This window comes from Candidatus Aalborgicola defluviihabitans (genome assembly GCF_016705985.1).
Classification (GTDB): domain Bacteria; phylum Pseudomonadota; class Gammaproteobacteria; order Burkholderiales; family Burkholderiaceae_C; genus Allorhodoferax; species Allorhodoferax defluviihabitans.
Genome location: NZ_JADJKN010000024.1, coordinates 457129 through 475212, shown reverse-complemented (window position 1 = coordinate 475212; position 18084 = coordinate 457129). Strand labels below are relative to the sequence as shown.

At 60.3% G+C, this 18084-nt stretch carries 18 protein-coding genes and 1 tRNA gene; 6 read left to right on the top strand and 13 right to left on the bottom strand.

From position 1 onward, the window contains the following. Window positions 1-44: 44 nt before the first annotated feature. From IPI80_RS21100 to IPI80_RS21075, 6 genes are all read right to left on the bottom strand, one after another. Window positions 45-132 (bottom strand) — tRNA-Ser (locus IPI80_RS21100). Between the two features lie 37 nt (window positions 133-169). After that, window positions 170-1486, bottom strand: a complete 1317-nt coding sequence (serS, locus tag IPI80_RS21095; protein WP_413863393.1) for a serine--tRNA ligase — start codon at window positions 1484-1486, stop codon at window positions 170-172. Between the two features lie 142 nt (window positions 1487-1628). Then, a complete protein-coding gene (gene ispH, locus IPI80_RS21090; RefSeq protein ID WP_413863390.1) occupies window positions 1629-2564 on the bottom strand; it encodes a 4-hydroxy-3-methylbut-2-enyl diphosphate reductase in 936 nt (311 codons plus the stop codon). Continuing rightward, window positions 2561-3016: an FKBP-type peptidyl-prolyl cis-trans isomerase gene (locus IPI80_RS21085; protein ID WP_413863387.1), complete on the bottom strand. Its 456-nt coding sequence runs from the start codon at window positions 3014-3016 to the stop codon at window positions 2561-2563. Before IPI80_RS21085 ends, ispH begins: the two co-directional genes overlap by 4 nt. A 40-nt stretch (window positions 3017-3056) precedes the next feature. Beyond that, window positions 3057-3500, bottom strand: a complete 444-nt coding sequence (locus IPI80_RS21080) for a hypothetical protein (RefSeq protein WP_413863384.1) — start codon at window positions 3498-3500, stop codon at window positions 3057-3059. A 24-nt stretch (window positions 3501-3524) separates the two neighbouring features. Then, complete coding sequence (locus tag IPI80_RS21075) at window positions 3525-3989, bottom strand: MarR family winged helix-turn-helix transcriptional regulator (RefSeq protein ID WP_413863381.1); 465 nt, start codon at window positions 3987-3989, stop codon at window positions 3525-3527. A gap of 208 nt (window positions 3990-4197) precedes the next feature. On the opposite strand from IPI80_RS21075, the gene radC reads away from it, so the two are divergent. Together radC and IPI80_RS21065 are read left to right on the top strand one after the other, a co-directional pair. Next, a complete protein-coding gene (gene radC, locus IPI80_RS21070) occupies window positions 4198-4908 on the top strand; it encodes a RadC family protein (protein ID WP_413863378.1) in 711 nt (236 codons plus the stop codon). Then, window positions 4905-5564 (top strand): Smr/MutS family protein, encoded by a 660-nt coding sequence (locus IPI80_RS21065; RefSeq protein ID WP_413863375.1) that lies wholly within the window; start codon window positions 4905-4907, stop codon window positions 5562-5564. The genes radC and IPI80_RS21065 overlap by 4 nt, the downstream gene beginning before the upstream one ends. A 14-nt stretch (window positions 5565-5578) precedes the next feature. Here the strand turns inward: IPI80_RS21065 and IPI80_RS21060 are convergent, their stop codons facing one another. Continuing rightward, entirely contained in the window at window positions 5579-5950 is a 372-nt protein-coding gene (locus IPI80_RS21060) for a DUF779 domain-containing protein (RefSeq protein ID WP_413863372.1), read from the bottom strand. 225 nt (window positions 5951-6175) lie between these two features. Beyond that, window positions 6176-7696 (bottom strand): aldehyde dehydrogenase family protein, encoded by a 1521-nt coding sequence (locus IPI80_RS21055; RefSeq protein WP_413863369.1) that lies wholly within the window; start codon window positions 7694-7696, stop codon window positions 6176-6178. A gap of 345 nt (window positions 7697-8041) precedes the next feature. Here IPI80_RS21055 and IPI80_RS21050 point away from each other — a divergent pair, with 345 nt between their 5' ends. The 4 genes from IPI80_RS21050 to IPI80_RS21035 all read left to right on the top strand — a co-directional run bounded on the left by IPI80_RS21050 (window position 8042) and on the right by IPI80_RS21035 (window position 13504). After that, window positions 8042-10036, top strand: a complete 1995-nt coding sequence (locus IPI80_RS21050; RefSeq protein WP_413863366.1) for a sigma-54-dependent Fis family transcriptional regulator — start codon at window positions 8042-8044, stop codon at window positions 10034-10036. 182 nt (window positions 10037-10218) lie between these two features. Then, on the top strand, window positions 10219-11523 hold the full coding sequence (locus IPI80_RS21045) for a diguanylate cyclase domain-containing protein (protein WP_413863362.1): 1305 nt from the start codon (window positions 10219-10221) through the stop codon (window positions 11521-11523). 214 nt (window positions 11524-11737) lie between these two features. Next, on the top strand, window positions 11738-12874 hold the full coding sequence (locus tag IPI80_RS21040; protein WP_413863359.1) for an NAD(P)/FAD-dependent oxidoreductase: 1137 nt from the start codon (window positions 11738-11740) through the stop codon (window positions 12872-12874). 33 nt (window positions 12875-12907) lie between these two features. Then, entirely contained in the window at window positions 12908-13504 is a 597-nt protein-coding gene (locus IPI80_RS21035; protein ID WP_413863356.1) for an alpha/beta hydrolase family protein, read from the top strand. On the opposite strand, the gene IPI80_RS21030 is transcribed toward IPI80_RS21035, so the two are convergent. The 5 genes from IPI80_RS21030 to IPI80_RS21010 form a co-directional block, all read right to left on the bottom strand. Continuing rightward, window positions 13501-14241 carry a methyltransferase family protein gene (locus IPI80_RS21030; protein ID WP_413863353.1) on the bottom strand — a complete coding sequence of 247 codons (741 nt, stop codon included), beginning with the start codon at window positions 14239-14241 and terminating at the stop codon, window positions 13501-13503. The genes IPI80_RS21035 and IPI80_RS21030 overlap by 4 nt on opposite strands. A gap of 119 nt (window positions 14242-14360) precedes the next feature. After that, a complete protein-coding gene (locus IPI80_RS21025) occupies window positions 14361-14774 on the bottom strand; it encodes a rhodanese-like domain-containing protein (protein WP_413863351.1) in 414 nt (137 codons plus the stop codon). Further along, window positions 14771-15118: a carboxymuconolactone decarboxylase family protein gene (locus IPI80_RS21020; protein ID WP_413863348.1), complete on the bottom strand. Its 348-nt coding sequence runs from the start codon at window positions 15116-15118 to the stop codon at window positions 14771-14773. Before IPI80_RS21020 ends, IPI80_RS21025 begins: the two co-directional genes overlap by 4 nt. Before the next feature lie 124 nt (window positions 15119-15242). Beyond that, entirely contained in the window at window positions 15243-15437 is a 195-nt protein-coding gene (locus IPI80_RS21015; protein WP_413863345.1) for a hypothetical protein, read from the bottom strand. 83 nt (window positions 15438-15520) lie between these two features. Continuing rightward, complete coding sequence (locus IPI80_RS21010; protein WP_413863342.1) at window positions 15521-18049, bottom strand: ABC transporter permease; 2529 nt, start codon at window positions 18047-18049, stop codon at window positions 15521-15523. Window positions 18050-18084 lie beyond the last annotated feature (35 nt).

Sequence of the window (18084 nt, the reverse complement as noted above, 5' to 3'; positions counted from 1 at the left end):
ACAGATTGAAACAAAAAAACCACCCTTTGGTGGTTTCTTTGTTCTGGCGGAGCGGGTGGGATTCGAACCCACGGTACCTTGCGGTACGCTTGATTTCGAGTCAAGTACATTCGACCACTCTGCCACCGCTCCTAATTGGTTGCATCGCTGGGCGAAGGCCTGAATTCTATCAGGCTCGCAGGGTCTCCAAACCGCCCAGGTACGGACGCAGGGCTTCGGGGATCGTCACCGAACCATCAGCATTCTGGTAATTCTCCAGCACGGCCACCAGGGTGCGGCCCACGGCCAGTCCGGAGCCGTTCAGGGTGTGCACCAACTCGTTCTTGCCCTGGGTATTTTTGTAACGTGCCTGCAGCCGACGGGACTGGAAGGCTTCGCAGTTTGAGACCGAGCTGATCTCGCGGAACGTGTTTTGCGCGGGCAGCCACACCTCCAGGTCGTAGGTCTTGCTGGCGCCAAAGCCCATATCGCCGGTGCACAGGCTCATCACCCGGTACGGCAGGCCCAGCTTTTGCAGGATGGCTTCGGCATGGCCGGTCATTTGCTCCAGTGCTTCGTAGCTGTGGTCGGGATGCACGATTTGCACCATCTCCACCTTGTCAAATTGGTGCTGTCGGATGAGGCCACGGGTGTCGCGCCCCGCGCTGCCGGCTTCCGAGCGAAAGCACGGCGTATGCGCGGTCAGCTTGATCGGCAAATCACTTTCGGGCATCACGACGTCGCGCACAAAGTTGGTTAGCGGCACTTCACTGGTGGGAATGAGGTACAACGCCGTGTGGTCCGGCTGGGCCTCGCCCTCTTGCCCGCCCTTCTTGGCCGCAAACAGGTCTCCTTCAAACTTGGGCAACTGACCGGTGCCTTTGAGCGAATCCCCGTTGACCGCGTAGGGCACATAGCACTCCGTGTAGCCGTGCTCTTGCGTCTGCACGTCCAGCATGAATTGGCTCAAGGCACGGTGCAGACGCGCCACCGGGCCTTTCATGACCGTGAAGCGCGAGCCCGAGAGCTTTACGCCCATCTCAAAGTCCAGCCCCAGTGGCATACCAACGTCCACATGGTCTTTGATTTCAAAGGCCATGGCTGCGGGCGTACCCCAGCGGCGCACTTCAACATTGCCGTGCTCGTCCGCACCCACCGGCACGCTCTCGTGCGGCAGGTTGGGTAGCGCCAACAACAGGGTTTGCATGTCCGCCTGGATGGCGTCTAGGCGGGTGGCAGAGGCGTCCAACTCGGCCTTTAGACCTGCCACTTCGGCCATGGCCGCATCGGCCTCAGCGTGCTGGCCTTTGCCCTTGAGCATACCAATCTGCTTGGACACGCTGTTGCGCTTGCTTTGCAGCTCTTCGGTGCGCATTTGCAAGGTTTTGCGTTCGGACTCCAGCGCGGTGAAAGTCTCCACGTTCAGGAAAGCCTGCGGGCTCTTGCGGGTTTCCAGGCGGGCGACGACGTGGGCCAGGTCTTTGCGCAACAGGGTAATGTCTAGCATGGTGTTTTCTCTATTCAGTTGAGGACAGAGCTTGCCGCTACACGGCTGCGGTCTGTCCCGCGAGTTTCAGTAACAAATAGGCCTCTAGCCCTCTAGCTTATTACGTAAGCAGCTATCAAAGTAATAGTACCGTGGTACGCGGTCAGGCGTCCAGCCGTAGGCCCTTGGGCAGCGGGAACTTCACGGTTTCTTCAATGCCGTCCATCTTGCGCACCGACACCGCACCCAGCGCCTTGATGCGGTCGATCACGGCAGTGACCAGCACCTCGGGAGCAGACGCACCCGCGGTCAGGCCAACGCGGCTCTTGCCTTCAAACCACTGCGTCTGCAATTCGCTGGCCGAGTCCACCATGTAGGCGCTCACGCCCAGCTTCCGGGCCAGTTCGGCCAGGCGGTTGCTGTTGGAGCTGGTGGGGCTGCCCACCACAATCATGATGTCCACCTGCGGGCTCATGAGCTTGACCGCGTCCTGGCGGTTCTGCGTGGCGTAGCAAATGTCCTGTTGCTTGGGTGTCTGCACATGGGGAAAGCGTGCGCGCACGGCGGCGGTAATCTCGGCGGCGTCGTCCACACTGAGCGTGGTCTGTGTGACCAGCGCCAGCTTCTCGGTTTGTCCGGGCTGGATGCGCGCCACGTCGGCCACGTCTTCCACCAAATGGATACCGCTGTCGAGCTGGCCCATGGTGCCCTCCACCTCGGGGTGGCCCTTGTGGCCAATCATGATGAACTCATACCCTTCCTTATTGAGCTTGGCCACTTCCACATGGACCTTGCTCACCAGCGGGCAAGTGGCATCAAAAATCCGAAAGCCCCGCCGTGCCGCTTCTTTTTGAATGGCCTGGCTCACGCCGTGGGCCGAGAACACCAGCGTGGCACCGGGTGGCACGTCGTCGAGCTCTTCAATGAAGATGGCGCCACGGCTTTTGAGGTTCTCGACCACGTAGGTGTTGTGCACGATTTCGTGGCGCACATAGATGGGGCGGCCAAACTTTTCCAGGGCTTTTTCAACAATCTCGATAGCGCGGTCCACACCGGCACAAAATCCGCGTGGCTCCGCAAGAAGGATTTCGCTGGTCATAAGATGCCAATCACCTGCACTTCAAAGCTCACCGGCTGGCCAGCCAGCGGGTGGTTGAAGTCGAACAGCACGCCGCGCCCCTCGGCCACCTGCACCACCACGCCGGCAAATTGGCCCTGGCCATCGGGAGTGGGGAATTGCACCACGTCGCCCACGTTGTATTGCTCATTGGGGTCACCCATGTCGGTGAGTTCTTTACGGGCCAGCCACTGCTGCATGGCCGGATTACGCTCACCAAAGGCCGCACCGGCGGGCAGATCAAAGGTGGTGCGGGTGCCTTCTTCCAGACCCACCAGGCAAGCCTCCACGGCGGGCGCCAATTCGCCATTGCCCAGGGTCAGGGTGGACGGCTTGCCGTCGAATGTGCTGATAACCTCACCGGCAGGGCCGCTCATGCGGTAATGCAGGGTGAGAAAGGAGCCGGGTTGAACCCGGGTGGGCGTGGCGGTCATAAATGTCCCTATAAACTGCCCTCTATTGTAGAAAGCCAGCCTAGCCCTTGCGCCGCAGGCGCCCTGTGAGCTTCAGCCCGTCACGAAAATTCAGCGCCATCAAGCTGAAGTTGGCGGCACCTGCAACCAACTCCACCATTTGCAGCGTATAAAAAATCGCATCGATTTCACCCGCAGCGGCCTTGCCATAGAGGTAAAAGGCGCAGGGCAAAAGGATCAAGATGCCATTGGCTGCAATGACCTGCATGCGCTTCCCCTTACCTGCCAACAAGTTGCCTTTGCGCAAGCCCGATAGCGCAAAGCCGCTACCACCGGTAGCTGCCATGGCCGGAATCATGACCCACATGGCTTGCAAAATGGTGTGTTTGACCAGCACGATGGCTTCTCGCGACAAAAAAAGCTCAGAGACCAGACTGGACAGCCAAAAACTGCCTATACACAACATGGCAACGGTTGCGGCAATGGGGTGGACTATTTTTTTCATAGGTGCTTTCTCATGGGTGCTTTCTTACACTGGCTGCGGGGTACCAGACTCCATTTGGGCCAGCAGAGTGGAAAGGACCTGGCTCGTGACTTCCAGCGCGGATGGCGCAATGACGCTGGCCAAGATGGCGCTCCGCGCACGCCACGCGGCGCTGATGCCGTCATAGGCACGCTGCCCGGTCGGACTCAGGCTGTAGACCGGTGCCCGCGTGTCGTTGGGGTTGACCTGCTGACTGAGCAAGCCCATGGCGAGTAGTTGGTCTGTTTGCTTCAAAGCTGCTTGCCGGGTCAGGCCCATGGCACGACCGATAGCCGCCGCCGACAAAGGCTTGCTGGCCAAATCCACTGCGCCTAGCACCTTCCACTTGGCGCTGGTCAGGCCCCACGTTGCGGTAATCTGGTCGCCCTCCAGGTTCAGCGCGCGCTGCGCCCGAAAAACGAGCAGGCTCAGGCGGGATAGGGAGTCGAGATCAGGGAAGGTGTTTGACATAGTTTGACAATGTGTTGTCGAATTATGTCAAATTGACTACCAGTTGTCAATTTAATCAAAAATCCGGTATGACTGGTACGCCGCTTGCTCGACAATGCCCCCCATTGAACCAATGTCCCACGGGATTCCCGGGGCCAAAAAAACTCTCGATACACTGCCCTCCAATATAGAAAGCCAGCCAATCCCTTGGGCTGCGTCCGACCAAGTCATGCCACTGCACCACCTGCCACCCGATGCACGCCCACGTGAAAAGCTGCTGGCACGTGGCCCACAAGCCCTGTCCGACACCGAGTTGCTAGCCATCTTGCTGCGCACCGGCATCAAGGGCAAGGGCGTTTTGCAAATGGCGGATGAGCTGTTGCACATCAAAAAAGATAGCGACTCAGGCAACACCGACGAGGGCTTTGACGGTATTTCAGGCCTGCTCCATGCCAGTACCGACGATCTCAATCGGGTCAAGGGCCTGGGCCCCGCCAAACGGGCCGAGATTGTTGCCGTATTGGAGCTGGCCCGGCGCGCCATGGCCCAGCAACTCAAAGAGCGCACGGTGTTTGCCGACCCCGGCACCATCAAACACTACCTGCAACTGCACCTGGCGGCGCGCAGCTACGAAGTGTTTGCGGTGATTTTTCTGGATGCCCAGAACCGTTTGCTGGCGATGGAGGAAATGTTCAGGGGAACGTTGACGCAAACATCGGTGTACCCGCGTGAAGTGGCGCTGCGTGCGCTGCACCACCAGGCCAGCGCCATGGTGCTGGCGCACAATCACCCCAGCGGTACGGTACAACCCAGCCGTGCCGACGAGGCGTTGACCCAAACGCTCAAGGCCGCCTTGGCCCTGCTGGATGTGCGGGTGCTGGACCACATCATTGTCGGGCCGGGCCAGGCGCTATCCATGGCCGAACAAGGACTGCTGTGAAGCCACAGCCCTTCAAGGTGGGCTCGTTGGCCGACCTCAAACAGGTCAAGAGGGAAATCGCGGCCCAGGCCGAGCACGAAGCACAGGCAGCCGCGCAACGGGCACTGGAAGCCAAACGCACCCGCGAGCAGCGCAGCCTGTTCCAGGCGGCGGTGGGCGCCGTGCAGCGCCTACCGGCACATGGCACCGCCAACCTCCAACCGTCGCCGCCCTCACCCACCCCCAAACAGCGCCAACTGGACGAAGCCGCTGCTTTTATAGAGTCCATCAGCGACGAGGTGGACATCACTACGCTGCTCGACACCGACGAGCGTCTGAGCTTTCGCCGCCCTGGTGTGGGGCCGGATGTGGCCAACAAACTGCGCCGTGGTCAATGGAGCATTCAGCGCCAGATCGATCTGCACGGCCTGCGCACCGACGACGCGCGTGAGGCACTGGGCACCTTTATGCGCGAGGCCCATCGTCAGGGCATTCGCTGTGTGCGTGTAGTCACCGGAAAGGGCCTGGGCTCGCCCGGCAAGACGCCGGTACTCAAGGACAAGGTGCACCGCTGGCTGGTGCAGCGCACGGAGGTGGTGGCCTTTGTGCAGGCGCCACCAGCCCAGGGTGGTGCGGGTGCGCTAGTGGTGCTGCTGCAGCCTGCGCGGGGAGCCTAACGATTTCCGTTGGGCTAGCCTACGCCTTCCTGCTCAAGTTCAGCCAGCTCCTGTGGAGTGAAGACCCGTGAACGGGTATGGAAAGCCTTGCCGGTTGAACCTTCCAGAGAGAAGGTGCCGCCGTGGCCTTCAATCACGTCAATGATTAGCTGGGTGTGTTTCCAGTATTGGTACTGTGCTTTGCCGATATAGAACGGGCAGCCGCCAATGTGACCCAGGTAGACATCGCCCGCCCCCATGGTGATTTCGCCGGGCAGGTAGCAGTTGGCGGCGCTGTTATCACAGCAGCCACCGGATTGGTGGAACATCAGCTCCGGGCCGTGCTGGGCCTGCAGTTCGCGGACCAGGGACAGCGCTGCGTCGGTGGCGATGACTTTTTCAACCATGCTTGTCTCCTCGTTTGTCAGACCGTCTAGTGTTGCGCTGTTGGTGGTCGCAACGCAGCAACCCAACGGGGCGCCCACCTCATGCTGGAGTACCAGAAATCGGTGGCCGCCCCGTTGGGTTACTGCGTTGGTGTGACGTTACCGTAGCGCGGTAGTCGGTTGGGCATCCCCCCGATTTCTGGTACCCCAGTATGAGGGGGGAGGCCCAGCCGGCTATTGCGCGGGTTAGAAGAAGCCCAGCTTGTTTTCGCTGTAGCTTACCAAGAGGTTCTTGGTCTGCTGGTAGTGGTCCAACATCATCTTGTGGGTTTCACGGCCAATGCCCGACTCTTTGTAGCCACCAAACGCGGCGTGCGCGGGGTAGGCGTGGTAGCAGTTGGTCCACACCCGGCCAGCTTTGATGGCGCGGCCCATGCGGTAGGCCACGTTGCCGTTGCGACTCCACACACCGGCGCCCAGGCCGTAGAGCGTGTCATTGGCAATGGCCAGTGCTTCCGCTTCGTCCTTGAAAGTGGTCACAGCCAACACGGGGCCGAAAATTTCTTCCTGGAAGATGCGCATCTTGTTATGGCCCTTAAACAGCGTGGGCTGCACGTAGTAGCCGCCTTCCAGATCGCCGCCCAGGTGGGCCTGGCCACCGCCGATGAGCACTTCGGCACCTTCTTGCTTACCCAGGTCCAGGTACGACAAAATCTTGGTCAACTGCTCTTTACTGGCCTGCGCACCCATCATGCTGTCGGTGTCCAGCGGGTTCTGGTGCTTAATGGCAGCAACACGCTTCAACACACGTTCCATGAACTTGTCGTAGATGCTTTCCTGAATCAGCGCGCGCGATGGGCAGGTGCAGACCTCACCTTGATTGAAGGCAAACAACACCAAGCCTTCAATGGCTTTGTCAAGGAACGCATCGTCCCTGTCCATGATGTCGGCAAAGAACACGTTGGGGCTCTTGCCACCGAGTTCCAGCGTGGCGGGAATCAGGTTGTTGGCAGCGGCCTGTGCAATCACGCGGCCTGTCGATGTAGAGCCCGTGAAAGCAATCTTGGCGATGCGCTTGCTACTAGCCAATGGCATGCCAGCTTCACGGCCAAAACCATTGACGATGTTCAGCACGCCCGGTGGCAGGATGTCGGCAATCAGCTCGGCCAAAATCAAAATGCTGATGGGGGTGGATTCAGCGGGCTTGAGCACCACACAGTTGCCTGCCCCAATGGCCGGGGCTAGTTTCCAGGCTGCCATCAGAATAGGAAAGTTCCACGGAATGATCTGCCCGACCACGCCCAGTGGTTCCTGGATGTGGTACGCGACGGTGTTCTCGTCGATGTTGGACAGTGCGCCTTCTTGCGCCCGTACACAACCGGCAAAGTAGCGAAAGTGGTCCACGGTAAGCGGTATGTCGGCGTTGAGCGTTTCGCGGATGGCCTTGCCGTTGTCCACGGTTTCAGCATAAGCCAGCAGCTCCAGGTTTTGCTCAATGCGATCGGCAATTTTCAATAGGATGTTGCTGCGCGTGGCGGCATCGGTCTTGCCCCAGGCGTCGGCAGCGGCGTGGGCAGCATCCAGTGCCAGGTCGATGTCTTCGGCAGTTGAGCGGGCAGCTTGGGTGTAGACCTTGCCATTGATCGGGCTGACCACGTCAAAGTACTGGCCTTTGACCGGGGCGACAAACTTGCCGCCGATGAAGTTGTTATATTGCGCCTTGTAGGCGATCTTGGCGCCAGCGGCGCCGGGGGCTGTGTACAGCATGGTGTTGTCTCCAGATAGTTGATGGTGAAATGCGAATCCGCCCACCCCATGGCGCAACGGTTTCAGACGGTCCTGATTGCACCGTGTGTGCCACAGTGGCACTTCAACCAAAAAAAGCCTCAAACGGCGCATGGCGCCCCTCAAAGAGGGTTCGGGGTACCCCTAAACTGTCACAACTGCTACAGCGTGGGGCACAGAATGTGCCAAAACGGTACAACTGATCAACCATTACGGGTCAAACAGCCTTTTGTACTGCCGCACAATGCGTCTCATGCGGACCCGGCCTGGGCCGCTGAACTGGAGATGGCGCACCCATCCCGCTAGCCTCAACAGGAGACAAAGGCCATGATGTACACCCTAGCCCTGCAGGAGCGTGCGCCCGCGACCCGCCTGCGAGAAGCCCGCCGCCTACTGGTCAACAATGGGCGCGTTCCGGTCAACGTGATTCAGAGCGAACTGGCCCGCTCCTGGCTGCGCTGCTGGCAACACGGCCTGCAACCCATGGGCCGTATGCCGGGAGCGCCCAACGCCTCGGGTGCCCAGTTGGCACGCGAGTTGGATCGCCAGCGCGAGCTTGTGGCCCATGCCCGCCCGGTGATGGAGTTTTTGCACGAACAGACCCTGGGCAGCGACAGCATGAGCATCCTAGCCGGGGCCGACGGCATGCTGCTGCACACAATGGGCGACCCCCAATTCATGGGCCGCGCCGAGCGCGTGGCACTGCGCGTAGGTGCCACCTGGCAGGAGCAATTTCGTGGAACCAACGCCATCGGCACAGCACTGGTTGATGCGCGGGCCGTGGTGGTTCATGCCGAGGAGCACTACCTGGAACGCAACAGCTTTTTGACCTGCGCGGCAGTACCCATCTACGACCCCAAGGGTCACATATTGGGTGCGCTGGATGTATCGGGCGACCACCGCGGCTACCACCGCCACACCCTGGCTCTGGTGCGCTCGGCAGCCCGCATGATCGAACACCGCTTGTTTGACACCCGCCACGATCCACGGCAGTGGTGTGGACTGCGCCTGCGCTTTCACATACAACCCGAGGGCATCGGCACCGTGGCTGAAGGCCTGCTGGCCGTTACGGAAGTTGGTCAATTGGCCGGTGCCAACGCCACCGCCCTGGAACTGCTGGGCCTGGATTGGCAAAGCCTGAGCCACACGTCGGTAAGCGCAGTACTGGCCGAGACAATGACCCAGTTACTGGATTGGGGCCGGCGTGCCTCCAACTCTCCACACGTCGTGCACACCCGCCTGGGTCACGCTGTGTGGGTGCGGGTGGAGGCGGCCCGCCTGATGCTTCAGACCCAGACCCTGCAGGCGCAGCCGGCTACACAAACCGTAACCACCGTGAAGCCGCAGGACGCCCTGGCTGCACTGGATACGGGCGACAGCGTTTTCTGCTCAGCCATCACCCGCGCGCGCAAGCTCATGGGCAAGCCCATTGCCATCCTCTTGCAAGGCGAGTCCGGCGTGGGGAAGGAAGTTTTTGCGCGCGCGGCGCACCGCAGTGGCCCGCGAGGTGAACAAGCCTTTGTGGCCGTCAACTGTGCGGCCCTGCCCGAGAACCTGATCGAAGCCGAACTTTTTGGCTATCAGGGCGGCGCCTTCACCGGCGCACGGCGCGAAGGCGCCCCCGGACGCATCCGCGAGGCCCATGGCGGCACTTTGTTTTTGGACGAAATTGGCGACATGCCCCTGCCCTTGCAGGCGCGCTTACTGCGCGTATTGCAAGAACGCGTAGTGGTGCCGCTGGGTGGTGGCAAGCCGGTGCCGGTGGACTTCTGCCTGGTATGCGCCACCCACCGCGACCTACCCACCGAGATGCAGGCCGGGCGCTTCCGAGAAGACCTGTACTACCGGCTCAACGGCCTGACCCTGCGCCTGCCGCCCCTGCGTGAGCGCAGCGACCTTGGTGCCTTGATGGAGCAGGAACTGATGGCCCTGGCGCCAGGGCGCGGCATTGCCATTGCGCCCGACGTGCGACAAGCCCTGCACCACTACCGCTGGCCCGGAAATATGCGCCAATTGTCCAACGCTTTGCGCACCGCCTGTGCCTTGCTCGACGACGATGACGACACCATTGGCTGGGCGCACCTTCCCGACGACCTTTTGCAAACTATCAAACCCTGCGCGGACACGGCAGGTGTCCCAATGGGTACTGTCGATGAAGGCACCACACCCGACCTGCGCACCCTGTCACATCAGACCATTGAACGCACCGTGGAGCAATGCGATGGCAACCTGTCCGAAGCGGCCCGCCTGTTGGGTATCAGCCGCAACACGCTGTACCGATGGCGACGTGGGAACTTGGGCTCCCATGGTTCACGCATTTGAGGTCATCAACAGGATTGGCGACCAGCACGTCCTGACCGCCAAGATATTCATCAAACCGTCTGTTTTTTGGTGAGATACTTGAGTTTCTACGCTGGATCCCTCTAGGCTTGGACGAGCGGGCGGTTTGACCCGGCTGGCGATGAAAAACCAAATGCTGCGCAAGGAGCTCAGGAGCCGCCATTTTGGATACAGACACTTTTCAGACACTGTTTGAGCGGCTTCCCATTGGTGCTTACCGTTCCAGTTACGCGGGGCACCAGTTGCGCGCCAATGCGGCACTGGTCGCACTCAACGGCTACCGCGCTGAAGCTGAGATGCTGGCCAACATTGGTGACATTGCCACAGAGTGGTACTGCGATCCACAACGCCGCAAGCAGTTCACCCAGTTGCTCAGTGACCAGGGGCAGGTAGTAGATTTTGTCTCCGAGGTTTACCGTCACAAGACGCGCGAACGCATTTGGGTGCGTGAGCACGCCCATCAGGTGTGTGATGCGCAGGGTGTGCTGCGCTACTTTGAGGGCACGGTGCAGGAAATCACTGACGAATACCAGCGCCAACTGGATCTTCACGCCAGTGAAGACCGCTTTCGGGCTATGACAGATCTGTCATCTGACTGGTATTGGGAGCTGGATGTGGTGGGTCGCTTTGTGCGCTTGGACATCGGGAGTCGGAGCGTAAACCTTGGTCTTAGCCAAGAAGTGCTTGGCAAAACGCGCCAGCAACTACCGCAAATCGCGCTGAACGCGTCGCAGTGGGTCACCTACCAGGCATTATTGGACGCGCATGAGGCGTTTTATGAGTTTGAGATGCCGATTCAACTCGATAGCAAGCGCCTGTTGTGGCATGCGATCAGTGGCGAACCGGTGTTCAACACAGAGGGTGGCTTTGCAGGCTACCGTGGTGTTGGCAGGGACGTGACCCGACGCCGTGAGTCCGAAGAGTTGATCCGGCAAATGGCGTTTCAGGATGTACTCACCGGCCTGGCCAATCGCCGTCTGTTCATGGATCGCCTTCAACAAGCCCTATTCGGCATGGCACGTACCGGCCAGTGTGCCGTACTGATGTTTCTGGATCTGGACCGCTTTAAGGCGCTCAATGACCAACGAGGGCACTCAGCGGGCGACTTGCTGTTGCAGCAGGTCGCACAGCGCTTGACTGCATGTGTACGCGGCGTCGACACGGTAGCGCGCTTGGGTGGTGACGAGTTCACCATACTCATGGAAGATGTGGACGCCGATGACCAGTTGGCCATGCGCCACGCCCGCACGGCGGCCGACAAGGTCATGCAGGCGCTGGCAATTGACTTTGATCTCGGTGGCGATGCCGCAGCGCAGCGATACGCGTGCGGCGTCAGCCTTGGGGTGGTGATCTTGCGCGACCCACTGGCCAGCGCTGATGCCTGTCTGAATCAAGCGGATGCCGCCATGTACCAGGCCAAGGGCAATGGTTGCGGTGGCGTCTGGATCGATGCTGACGCGCGGGGCTAAGCTTTAGCGCGGCCCGACGGACATCGCCAGGACAAGGCTATCGTCTAGCCCTGACAATTGGCTCCTTTACCGTCTTTTAATTAAGGTAAGCGAGTCGGTTGACCATGATGATTAACCGACGTTTTCTTGAACCAACCGCCTTGGTGCGCAATGCCCCGCTCACGCCGGGCAATTTGGTTTTGTGTTGCCGTCACCTAGCACTGCGTTAATCCATATGAACAATCCATCACACATCATCATCATTGGCGCCGGCTTTGGCGCGCTATCCAGCGTGCGGGAAATCCGTCAACGCGATCCACACGTCCGCATCACTTTGATTTCGCCGCGCGCTGAGTTGCACTACCTGCCTGGCATCATCTGGATACCCAGCGGCCTGCGCACGCGTGAGCAACTGGTGGTGCCACTGACCAACTTTTTTACCCGCATGAACGTGCAGCACATGGCAGCCGAAGTCACTGGTCTTGCCGATGGCGGCCGGGTAGTCAATACCACCGAAGGTGATGTGCGCAACGACGCCCTGGTAATTGCCAGCGGCGGGCGATTCATCAAAAAGCTGCCGGGCATTGAGCATGCCATTACGCCCTGCGAAGGCATTGCGGCGGCGGAAAAAATCCGTGATCGGCTGCGCGACATGCAAGGCGGGACCATTGCCGTGGGTTTTGGCGGCAACCCAAACGAGCCCAGCGCGGTGCGCGGTGGACCGATGTTTGAGTTTCTGTTCGGTATTGATGAACAACTTAAACGGGAAGGGCGGCGCGACAAATTCGAGCTGGTGTTTTTTAACCCATCCACCCAGCCAGGTAACCGACTAGGGCCAAAAGCCGTGAAGCATTTGCTGGCCGACATGGCGCGGCGCAATATTCGCACGCATCTGGGCCACAAGATGGTGCGCTTGGAAGCAGATCAAGTGGTAACCGAAGGCGGTGCTTTTACCGCCAACCTCATTCTTTTTATGCCCGGCATGACTGGCAACCTGTGGTTTGACCAAACCGAACTGGCACGCTCGCCCGGCGGGCTACTCAAGGCCGATGCGCAGTGCCGTGTTGAGGGCGCGCAGCAGGTGTATGTGGTGGGCGATTCGGGCAGCTTCCCCGGCCCCGACTGGATGCCCAAGCAAGCCCACATGGCCGACCTGCAAGCCGCTGCTGCGGCGCAGAACGTGTTGGCCGGCTTGCGCGGCCAGACGCCTACGGCCACCTTCAAGGTCGAGCTCATTTGTATCATTGACGCGATCGACCACGGTACGCTGGTGTTTCGCAGTCCCACACGCCAGATCATCCTGCCATCGTCGCGCCTATTTCACTGGGCCAAGCGCTATTTTGAAGGTGTGTATTTGCGCAAGTACCGATAACTGTTTAGAAAGCTTGTCTACTGCGCATGACCAGTGAACTCTACAACCCCGTGGTTCTGGCTAGGCCTGGGCGGAGTGTTGTTTGCGCTGCTCTTGGTCGCATGCGCGATATTGCACCACGGCCTGGCTCCGCAAGCCACCCTGGAAGGGTTGCAGCCCGCCGATTTGGGTTTGACCGCGCAGTCGGTACGCATTCCTGCGGCGGGCAGGCACGACCTACACACGGTTGTCAGTGTGTCCGCATTTGCCAACCCCGATCAAGTGATGCGCCGCTGGTTGGCTGCCCGCCGCGTGCCCTACTGGCCGCTGGGGTGGCTGGTCAACAGGTACGTGGAAAGTGTAATTGCTGCCCGATTCAACGTCATTGCGCCCATCCACACTATGGCCCATTGCCAATGTCCCTCTTTGATGGTGCATGGGCTGCAAGACCACACCGTGCCGATTGAGGACGCGCGCTGGTTGTGGCAAAACCGTGCGCAGGCTGATGTCACTTTGCTGGAGTGCAACGGGTCACACGAGTCGTTTGATGATTTGCCGGAAGTTACCCGCAAAATTTTGGATTTTCTAAAGCATTTCAATCGGGTGCAGGTTCCGCGGATCCCCTCTTTATCACCGGAGACTTCATCCTAGAACACCAACGGAATCAACCACCAACTGCGTTTGCGGTAAGACGCCCACTGCGGGTAACGCGACATACTGGCTTCTTTTAGCGCCATGTTGGGCGCAAAGACGCACAGCCACACCCAAGCCAGCACCAGCACTGGAAACCAATGCCACACCAGCAGGGCCAGGCTGGCGTAAATCAGCATTTCTCCGGCGTAGTTGGGGTGGCGCACATAGGCATGCACACCGTCGGTGATCAGGCCACGCTGAATGCGCAGGGTGAAGAATTTTTGTGCATCGGCCGCAATCATCAGTACCGAGCCGAACATGCACAGCGAAATGCACAGGCAGTACCAGGCCGCATCCGGCAAGGGGTACACCGGATGCACAGTGCCAGAAATCAGCAGCCAACCAAACGCCCAGTACGGTCCCAGCACAAACACAAAGGCGTTGATGCCCCCCAACACGGTGACACGCTTCTGCCAGTTAGGATCAGGAAATGCCATGTCCTTGAGCAACCACACCAACCCGTATGTGCCATGCAGGGCCAGGTAGACCCAGGCCCCCACCGAGGTATTGCCGTACCAGGCCATGAGCGCACCCAAAAATACAAAGGTGCCACACTTCTGGAAGTTGACGACCCAGGCCAGCTTCCAGGGCCGAGGGCCACCACCACAGTCTTGCGACAACCAGCTGGTGACCTTGCGCAACCACACGGCCCACGCGGGAGCCAGGGCGGCAGTAGGGGCGGCGGTTGCATGCATGAATGGCTCCTTGTCGGCGGGCGTGCACGGTCGGCACGGTGCGCGCCAGTGTAAGGGCATCCACCTGTGTGTACAGCCCCACTTAGCCTACTGCAACTGAGTAGCGTCTCTGCGCATGGTCAGGGCTTAACCAGCTGCAACCCTTGGCGTACCCATTCACTCATGCCCCCCTGCACGAAACGCACGTTGGTGTAACCCTTCTCGCGCAGAAACTTGAACGTGGCAGAGGATCGGTTCTGGGTGCGGCAAATCAACAGTATTGGACGCTTGGGGTCGTTCGGAATTTCCGAGAAGCGCGCCGCCAATTGGCGTAGCGGCAACAGCTTCGCACCGGGAGCGACGCCGTCGGCTGTTTCCTGGGGTTCGCGCACGTCAAAGAGCGTGGCTTTGCCGCTATCAACTTCTTTACGGGCTTCATCCAGAGTCACCGAGTCGGCGTCCGGTGCAGTTTGCGCCATCCCCCTAGCGCACAGTGACAGGGAAGCGGCCAACAACACCAAGCGGCGCGTGGGCGATTGGTGGGGGCTGTTCATTGTGGTGCCATTTCGTCCCAGGCCTTGATGGCCTCGGCGGTGTACATCAGGGCCGGGCCACCGCCCATGTAAACGCACACAGCCAGCATTTCATCCAGTTCGGTGCGGGAGCATTGCAGCTTGTGCAGCGCTTTGACATGAAAGCCAATGCATCCCGAGCAATGCTGGGTGATGCCAATGGCCAATGCAATGAGTTCCTTGTTCTTGGCACTGATCGTACCTTCCTTCATGGCGGCAGTGGCCAGCTGGCCAAAGGCCTGCAGGGCCTCGGGTTGGGTCTTGCGCAAGGGGGCCAGATTGGTATTGATGTCCTTGATCAGACCGACATGGTCAAAGGTGCTCATAGGGGTCCTTTTCCGTTTTAAAGCGCGAAGGTCCGTGTTAGGCCTTCAAGTTCCTCCAATATACCCCAATGGGTATGTTATTGCTTTGCGCTACGTCAATACGCGCAGCGACGAACACGGCCTCTCAACCCGACTTGATGCGTTCCAGCAATGTGTCGGTAACCTGGCTGATGCGTTCGCGGGAAGCAAAGTCGGATTCAAACTGCAGATCGGATACGGCCAGCGAAAAAAGGACCAGCGCATCCCGCAGGCGCTCAACGTCTCTTGCCAGGTGCGCCAGATCCTGTTCCAGTGTGTGTGCTTTGTCGAAAGGTTCCACGTTGCCAAGTTCCAAACAAGGAAAGTGGCTTTTTAATACGAGCGCCTACGCAATGCAAATATTCTTACATTCGGCTACAGCATTCAGCTTGCCGCCTGGCGCAGCGTTTCCATGACCGGGCGCTGCAGCACCTCGCGCAGGCCCCACCACCCGGCTGCCAGCGCCAGCAGCGCCCCAGCAAGAGCACCCAGCAGCGGCACCCACAGGGATACCGTCCACTCAAACTCGAACACATAGCGCGCCAGCGCCCAACCGACGGCAGCCGCCACAATAGACGCCAGAAAGCCCGCCAACACACCCACGCCAGCCAGCTCGGCGCGCTGCACTTGGCGCAACAGGCTGCCGCGCGCACCCACCGCCCGCATGATGGCGTACTCGCGGGCGCGCTCCTCCCGCGTGGCGGTTACGGCGGCGAACAACACCACCAGCCCGGCGGCCAGGGTGAAGCCAAACAGGAATTCCACCGCGCTGATGACTTGCTCCAGCACACGCTGCACCTGGGCAATAGTGGTGGTCATATCCACATTGGTCACGTTGGGAAACTGATGCACCAGGGCGTTGTCAAACCCTTTGCTGGCCGGGGCCTTGAAGGCGCCCATGTAGGTGGTGGGTACGTTGTCCAGGCGGCTCACCGGGTACATGACAAAGAAGTTGGCCCGCATCGAGCCCCAATCCACCTTGCGCAGCGAGGTAATTTTGGATTCAGTCTGCATACCACCCATGTCAAAACGCAGCGTATCACCCACGTGCAGGTTCAGGGTTTTGGCAATACCCTCCTCCATGCTGATGGCACCTAATTCTTCGGATTTCCATTGCCCGCCAACCACTTCATTCTTCTGCGGCAGCGTAGCGTTGAAAGAGACGTTGAACTCGCGATCCACCAGCCGCTTGGCGCGATCATCCACAAAATCGTCCGGAGTAACGGTACGACCATTCACCGCCACCAGTCGGCCGCGGATCATGGGATACCAGTCAAAGCGCTCCACCCCGGCACCTTTGAGCATTTTTTGAAACGCGTCTGACTGCTCTGGCATGACATTGATGACAAAGCGATTTGGCGCATCGGGCGGCGTAGCGCGACGCCAACTGCTGATCAGGTCGGTGCGCAGCAGCACCAGCAGCACCAGAGCCAGCAGGCCTACGGCCAGCGCACTGACCTGCACCACGGTGTAGGCGGGCCGTGCCGACATCTGCCGCGTGGCCAACACCAGCCAGCGTGGTGCGGTAGCCTCGTTCACACTCCAGCGCAGTGCCTTGACGGCCAACCAGCTCAGGGCTGCAAACACCACCACCGCAGCAGCGAACCCCCCCACCGCAATCAGGCCCAACTTGATGTCACTACTAGCGGCCAGCAACAGGGCGGCAAAGCCGAGTACACCCACAGCCAGCACACCCAGCGAGGCGGGCTTGAGGTTGCCCACATCGCGGCGAATCACGCGCAGCGGTGGCACGCTGGCCAGTTGCAACACCGGCGGCAGGCCAAAGGCCAACAGCAAGGTCAGCCCCATGCCCAGGCCCAACAGCACCGGCCAGATGGTGGCTCCTGGCAGCGCCGCATCCACCAGACCTGCCAGCAGCAAAACAAACAGATAGTGCACGCAATAGCCCAGCAACACCCCCAACGCGCTGGCAAAGCAACCCACCAGCGTGAACTCGTAGGCATAGCCGGCTGCAATGGTGCGTTGGCTCAAGCCCAGCACGCGCAGCATGGCGCAGTCATCCAGGTGGCTGGCCGCAAAAGCGCGCGCCGAAAGCGCCACAGCCACGGCACTGAGCAGGGCAGCCAGCAGGGCCACCAGGCTGAGGAACTTGTCAGCGCGGTCCAACGTCTGGCTCATCTCGGGGCGCCCGCTTTGCAGCGATTCCACGCGAATGCCGCGCAAGCCGTTGGTACTGGACTCTTTGACTTGCGTATCGGCCCAGGCCACAAAGCCTTCCACTGGTTTATCTTCACCAGCCACCGCCATGCGGTAGGTCACGCGGCTGGCGGGTTGTATGAGTTGGGTGGCGGCAAGGTCGCGGGTGTTGATCATTACGCGTGGTGCAAAGCTCATAAAGCCAGCGCCCCGGTCCGGCTCCACTACGATAATTTTGGCTATGGTCAGGCGTGATTCGCCCAACAACAAGGCGTCACCCATAGCAACACCCAGAGTCTCGAGCAGGGAAGCGTCCACCCAAGCTTGGCCAGGCTCTGGAATGGCCCGGGTGAGGGCGTCAGGCGAATCAGGCGCACTGGCCACACGCAAGGCACCACGCAGCGGGTAACCCGGCTCCACTACCTTGAGCGCTACCAGCTTGGCGGCACCACCCTGCGCATCACTGGCGCGGGCCATGGTGGGGAAACCGGCGGTGGACACCACCGCCAGCCCCAGGCTGCGCGCCTTGTCCACAAACGCTGGCGGCGGCGGGTTGTCGCTGGACACCACGGCATCACCGCCAAGAAGTTGGCGCGCATCGCGGGCCAAGCCTCCCTTGAGCCGGTCGGCAAAGAACCCCACGGCGGTCAGGGCCGCCACGGCCAGAGTCACGGCGATGATCAAGAGGCGCAAATCGCCCGAGCGCAGATCGCGCCACAGGGTGCGCCAGCCCAGGCTCCAGAAAGAAATGGTCATGGCCCTACCTTAGCGCATCCGCACGGTCCCCACGA

What these genes read in the sequence shown, in the direction of transcription:
- IPI80_RS21055 (WP_413863369.1), bottom strand. Translation starts at nt 7,696, where the DNA reads ATGCTGTACACAGCCCCCGGCGCCGCTGGCGCCAAGATCGCCTACAAG.
- IPI80_RS21075 (WP_413863381.1), bottom strand. Translation starts at nt 3,989, where the DNA reads ATGTCAAACACCTTCCCTGATCTCGACTCCCTATCCCGCCTGAGCCTG.
- IPI80_RS21060 (WP_413863372.1), bottom strand. Translation starts at nt 5,950, where the DNA reads ATGGTTGAAAAAGTCATCGCCACCGACGCAGCGCTGTCCCTGGTCCGC.
- IPI80_RS21040 (WP_413863359.1), top strand. Translation starts at nt 11,738, where the DNA reads ATGAACAATCCATCACACATCATCATCATTGGCGCCGGCTTTGGCGCG.
- radC (WP_413863378.1), top strand. Translation starts at nt 4,198, where the DNA reads ATGCCACTGCACCACCTGCCACCCGATGCACGCCCACGTGAAAAGCTG.
- IPI80_RS21020 (WP_413863348.1), bottom strand. Translation starts at nt 15,118, where the DNA reads ATGAGCACCTTTGACCATGTCGGTCTGATCAAGGACATCAATACCAAT.
- IPI80_RS21025 (WP_413863351.1), bottom strand. Translation starts at nt 14,774, where the DNA reads ATGAACAGCCCCCACCAATCGCCCACGCGCCGCTTGGTGTTGTTGGCC.
- ispH (WP_413863390.1), bottom strand. Translation starts at nt 2,564, where the DNA reads ATGACCAGCGAAATCCTTCTTGCGGAGCCACGCGGATTTTGTGCCGGT.
- IPI80_RS21050 (WP_413863366.1), top strand. Translation starts at nt 8,042, where the DNA reads ATGATGTACACCCTAGCCCTGCAGGAGCGTGCGCCCGCGACCCGCCTG.
- IPI80_RS21010 (WP_413863342.1), bottom strand. Translation starts at nt 18,049, where the DNA reads ATGACCATTTCTTTCTGGAGCCTGGGCTGGCGCACCCTGTGGCGCGAT.
- serS (WP_413863393.1), bottom strand. Translation starts at nt 1,486, where the DNA reads ATGCTAGACATTACCCTGTTGCGCAAAGACCTGGCCCACGTCGTCGCC.
- IPI80_RS21030 (WP_413863353.1), bottom strand. Translation starts at nt 14,241, where the DNA reads ATGCATGCAACCGCCGCCCCTACTGCCGCCCTGGCTCCCGCGTGGGCC.
- IPI80_RS21080 (WP_413863384.1), bottom strand. Translation starts at nt 3,500, where the DNA reads ATGAAAAAAATAGTCCACCCCATTGCCGCAACCGTTGCCATGTTGTGT.
- IPI80_RS21085 (WP_413863387.1), bottom strand. Translation starts at nt 3,016, where the DNA reads ATGACCGCCACGCCCACCCGGGTTCAACCCGGCTCCTTTCTCACCCTG.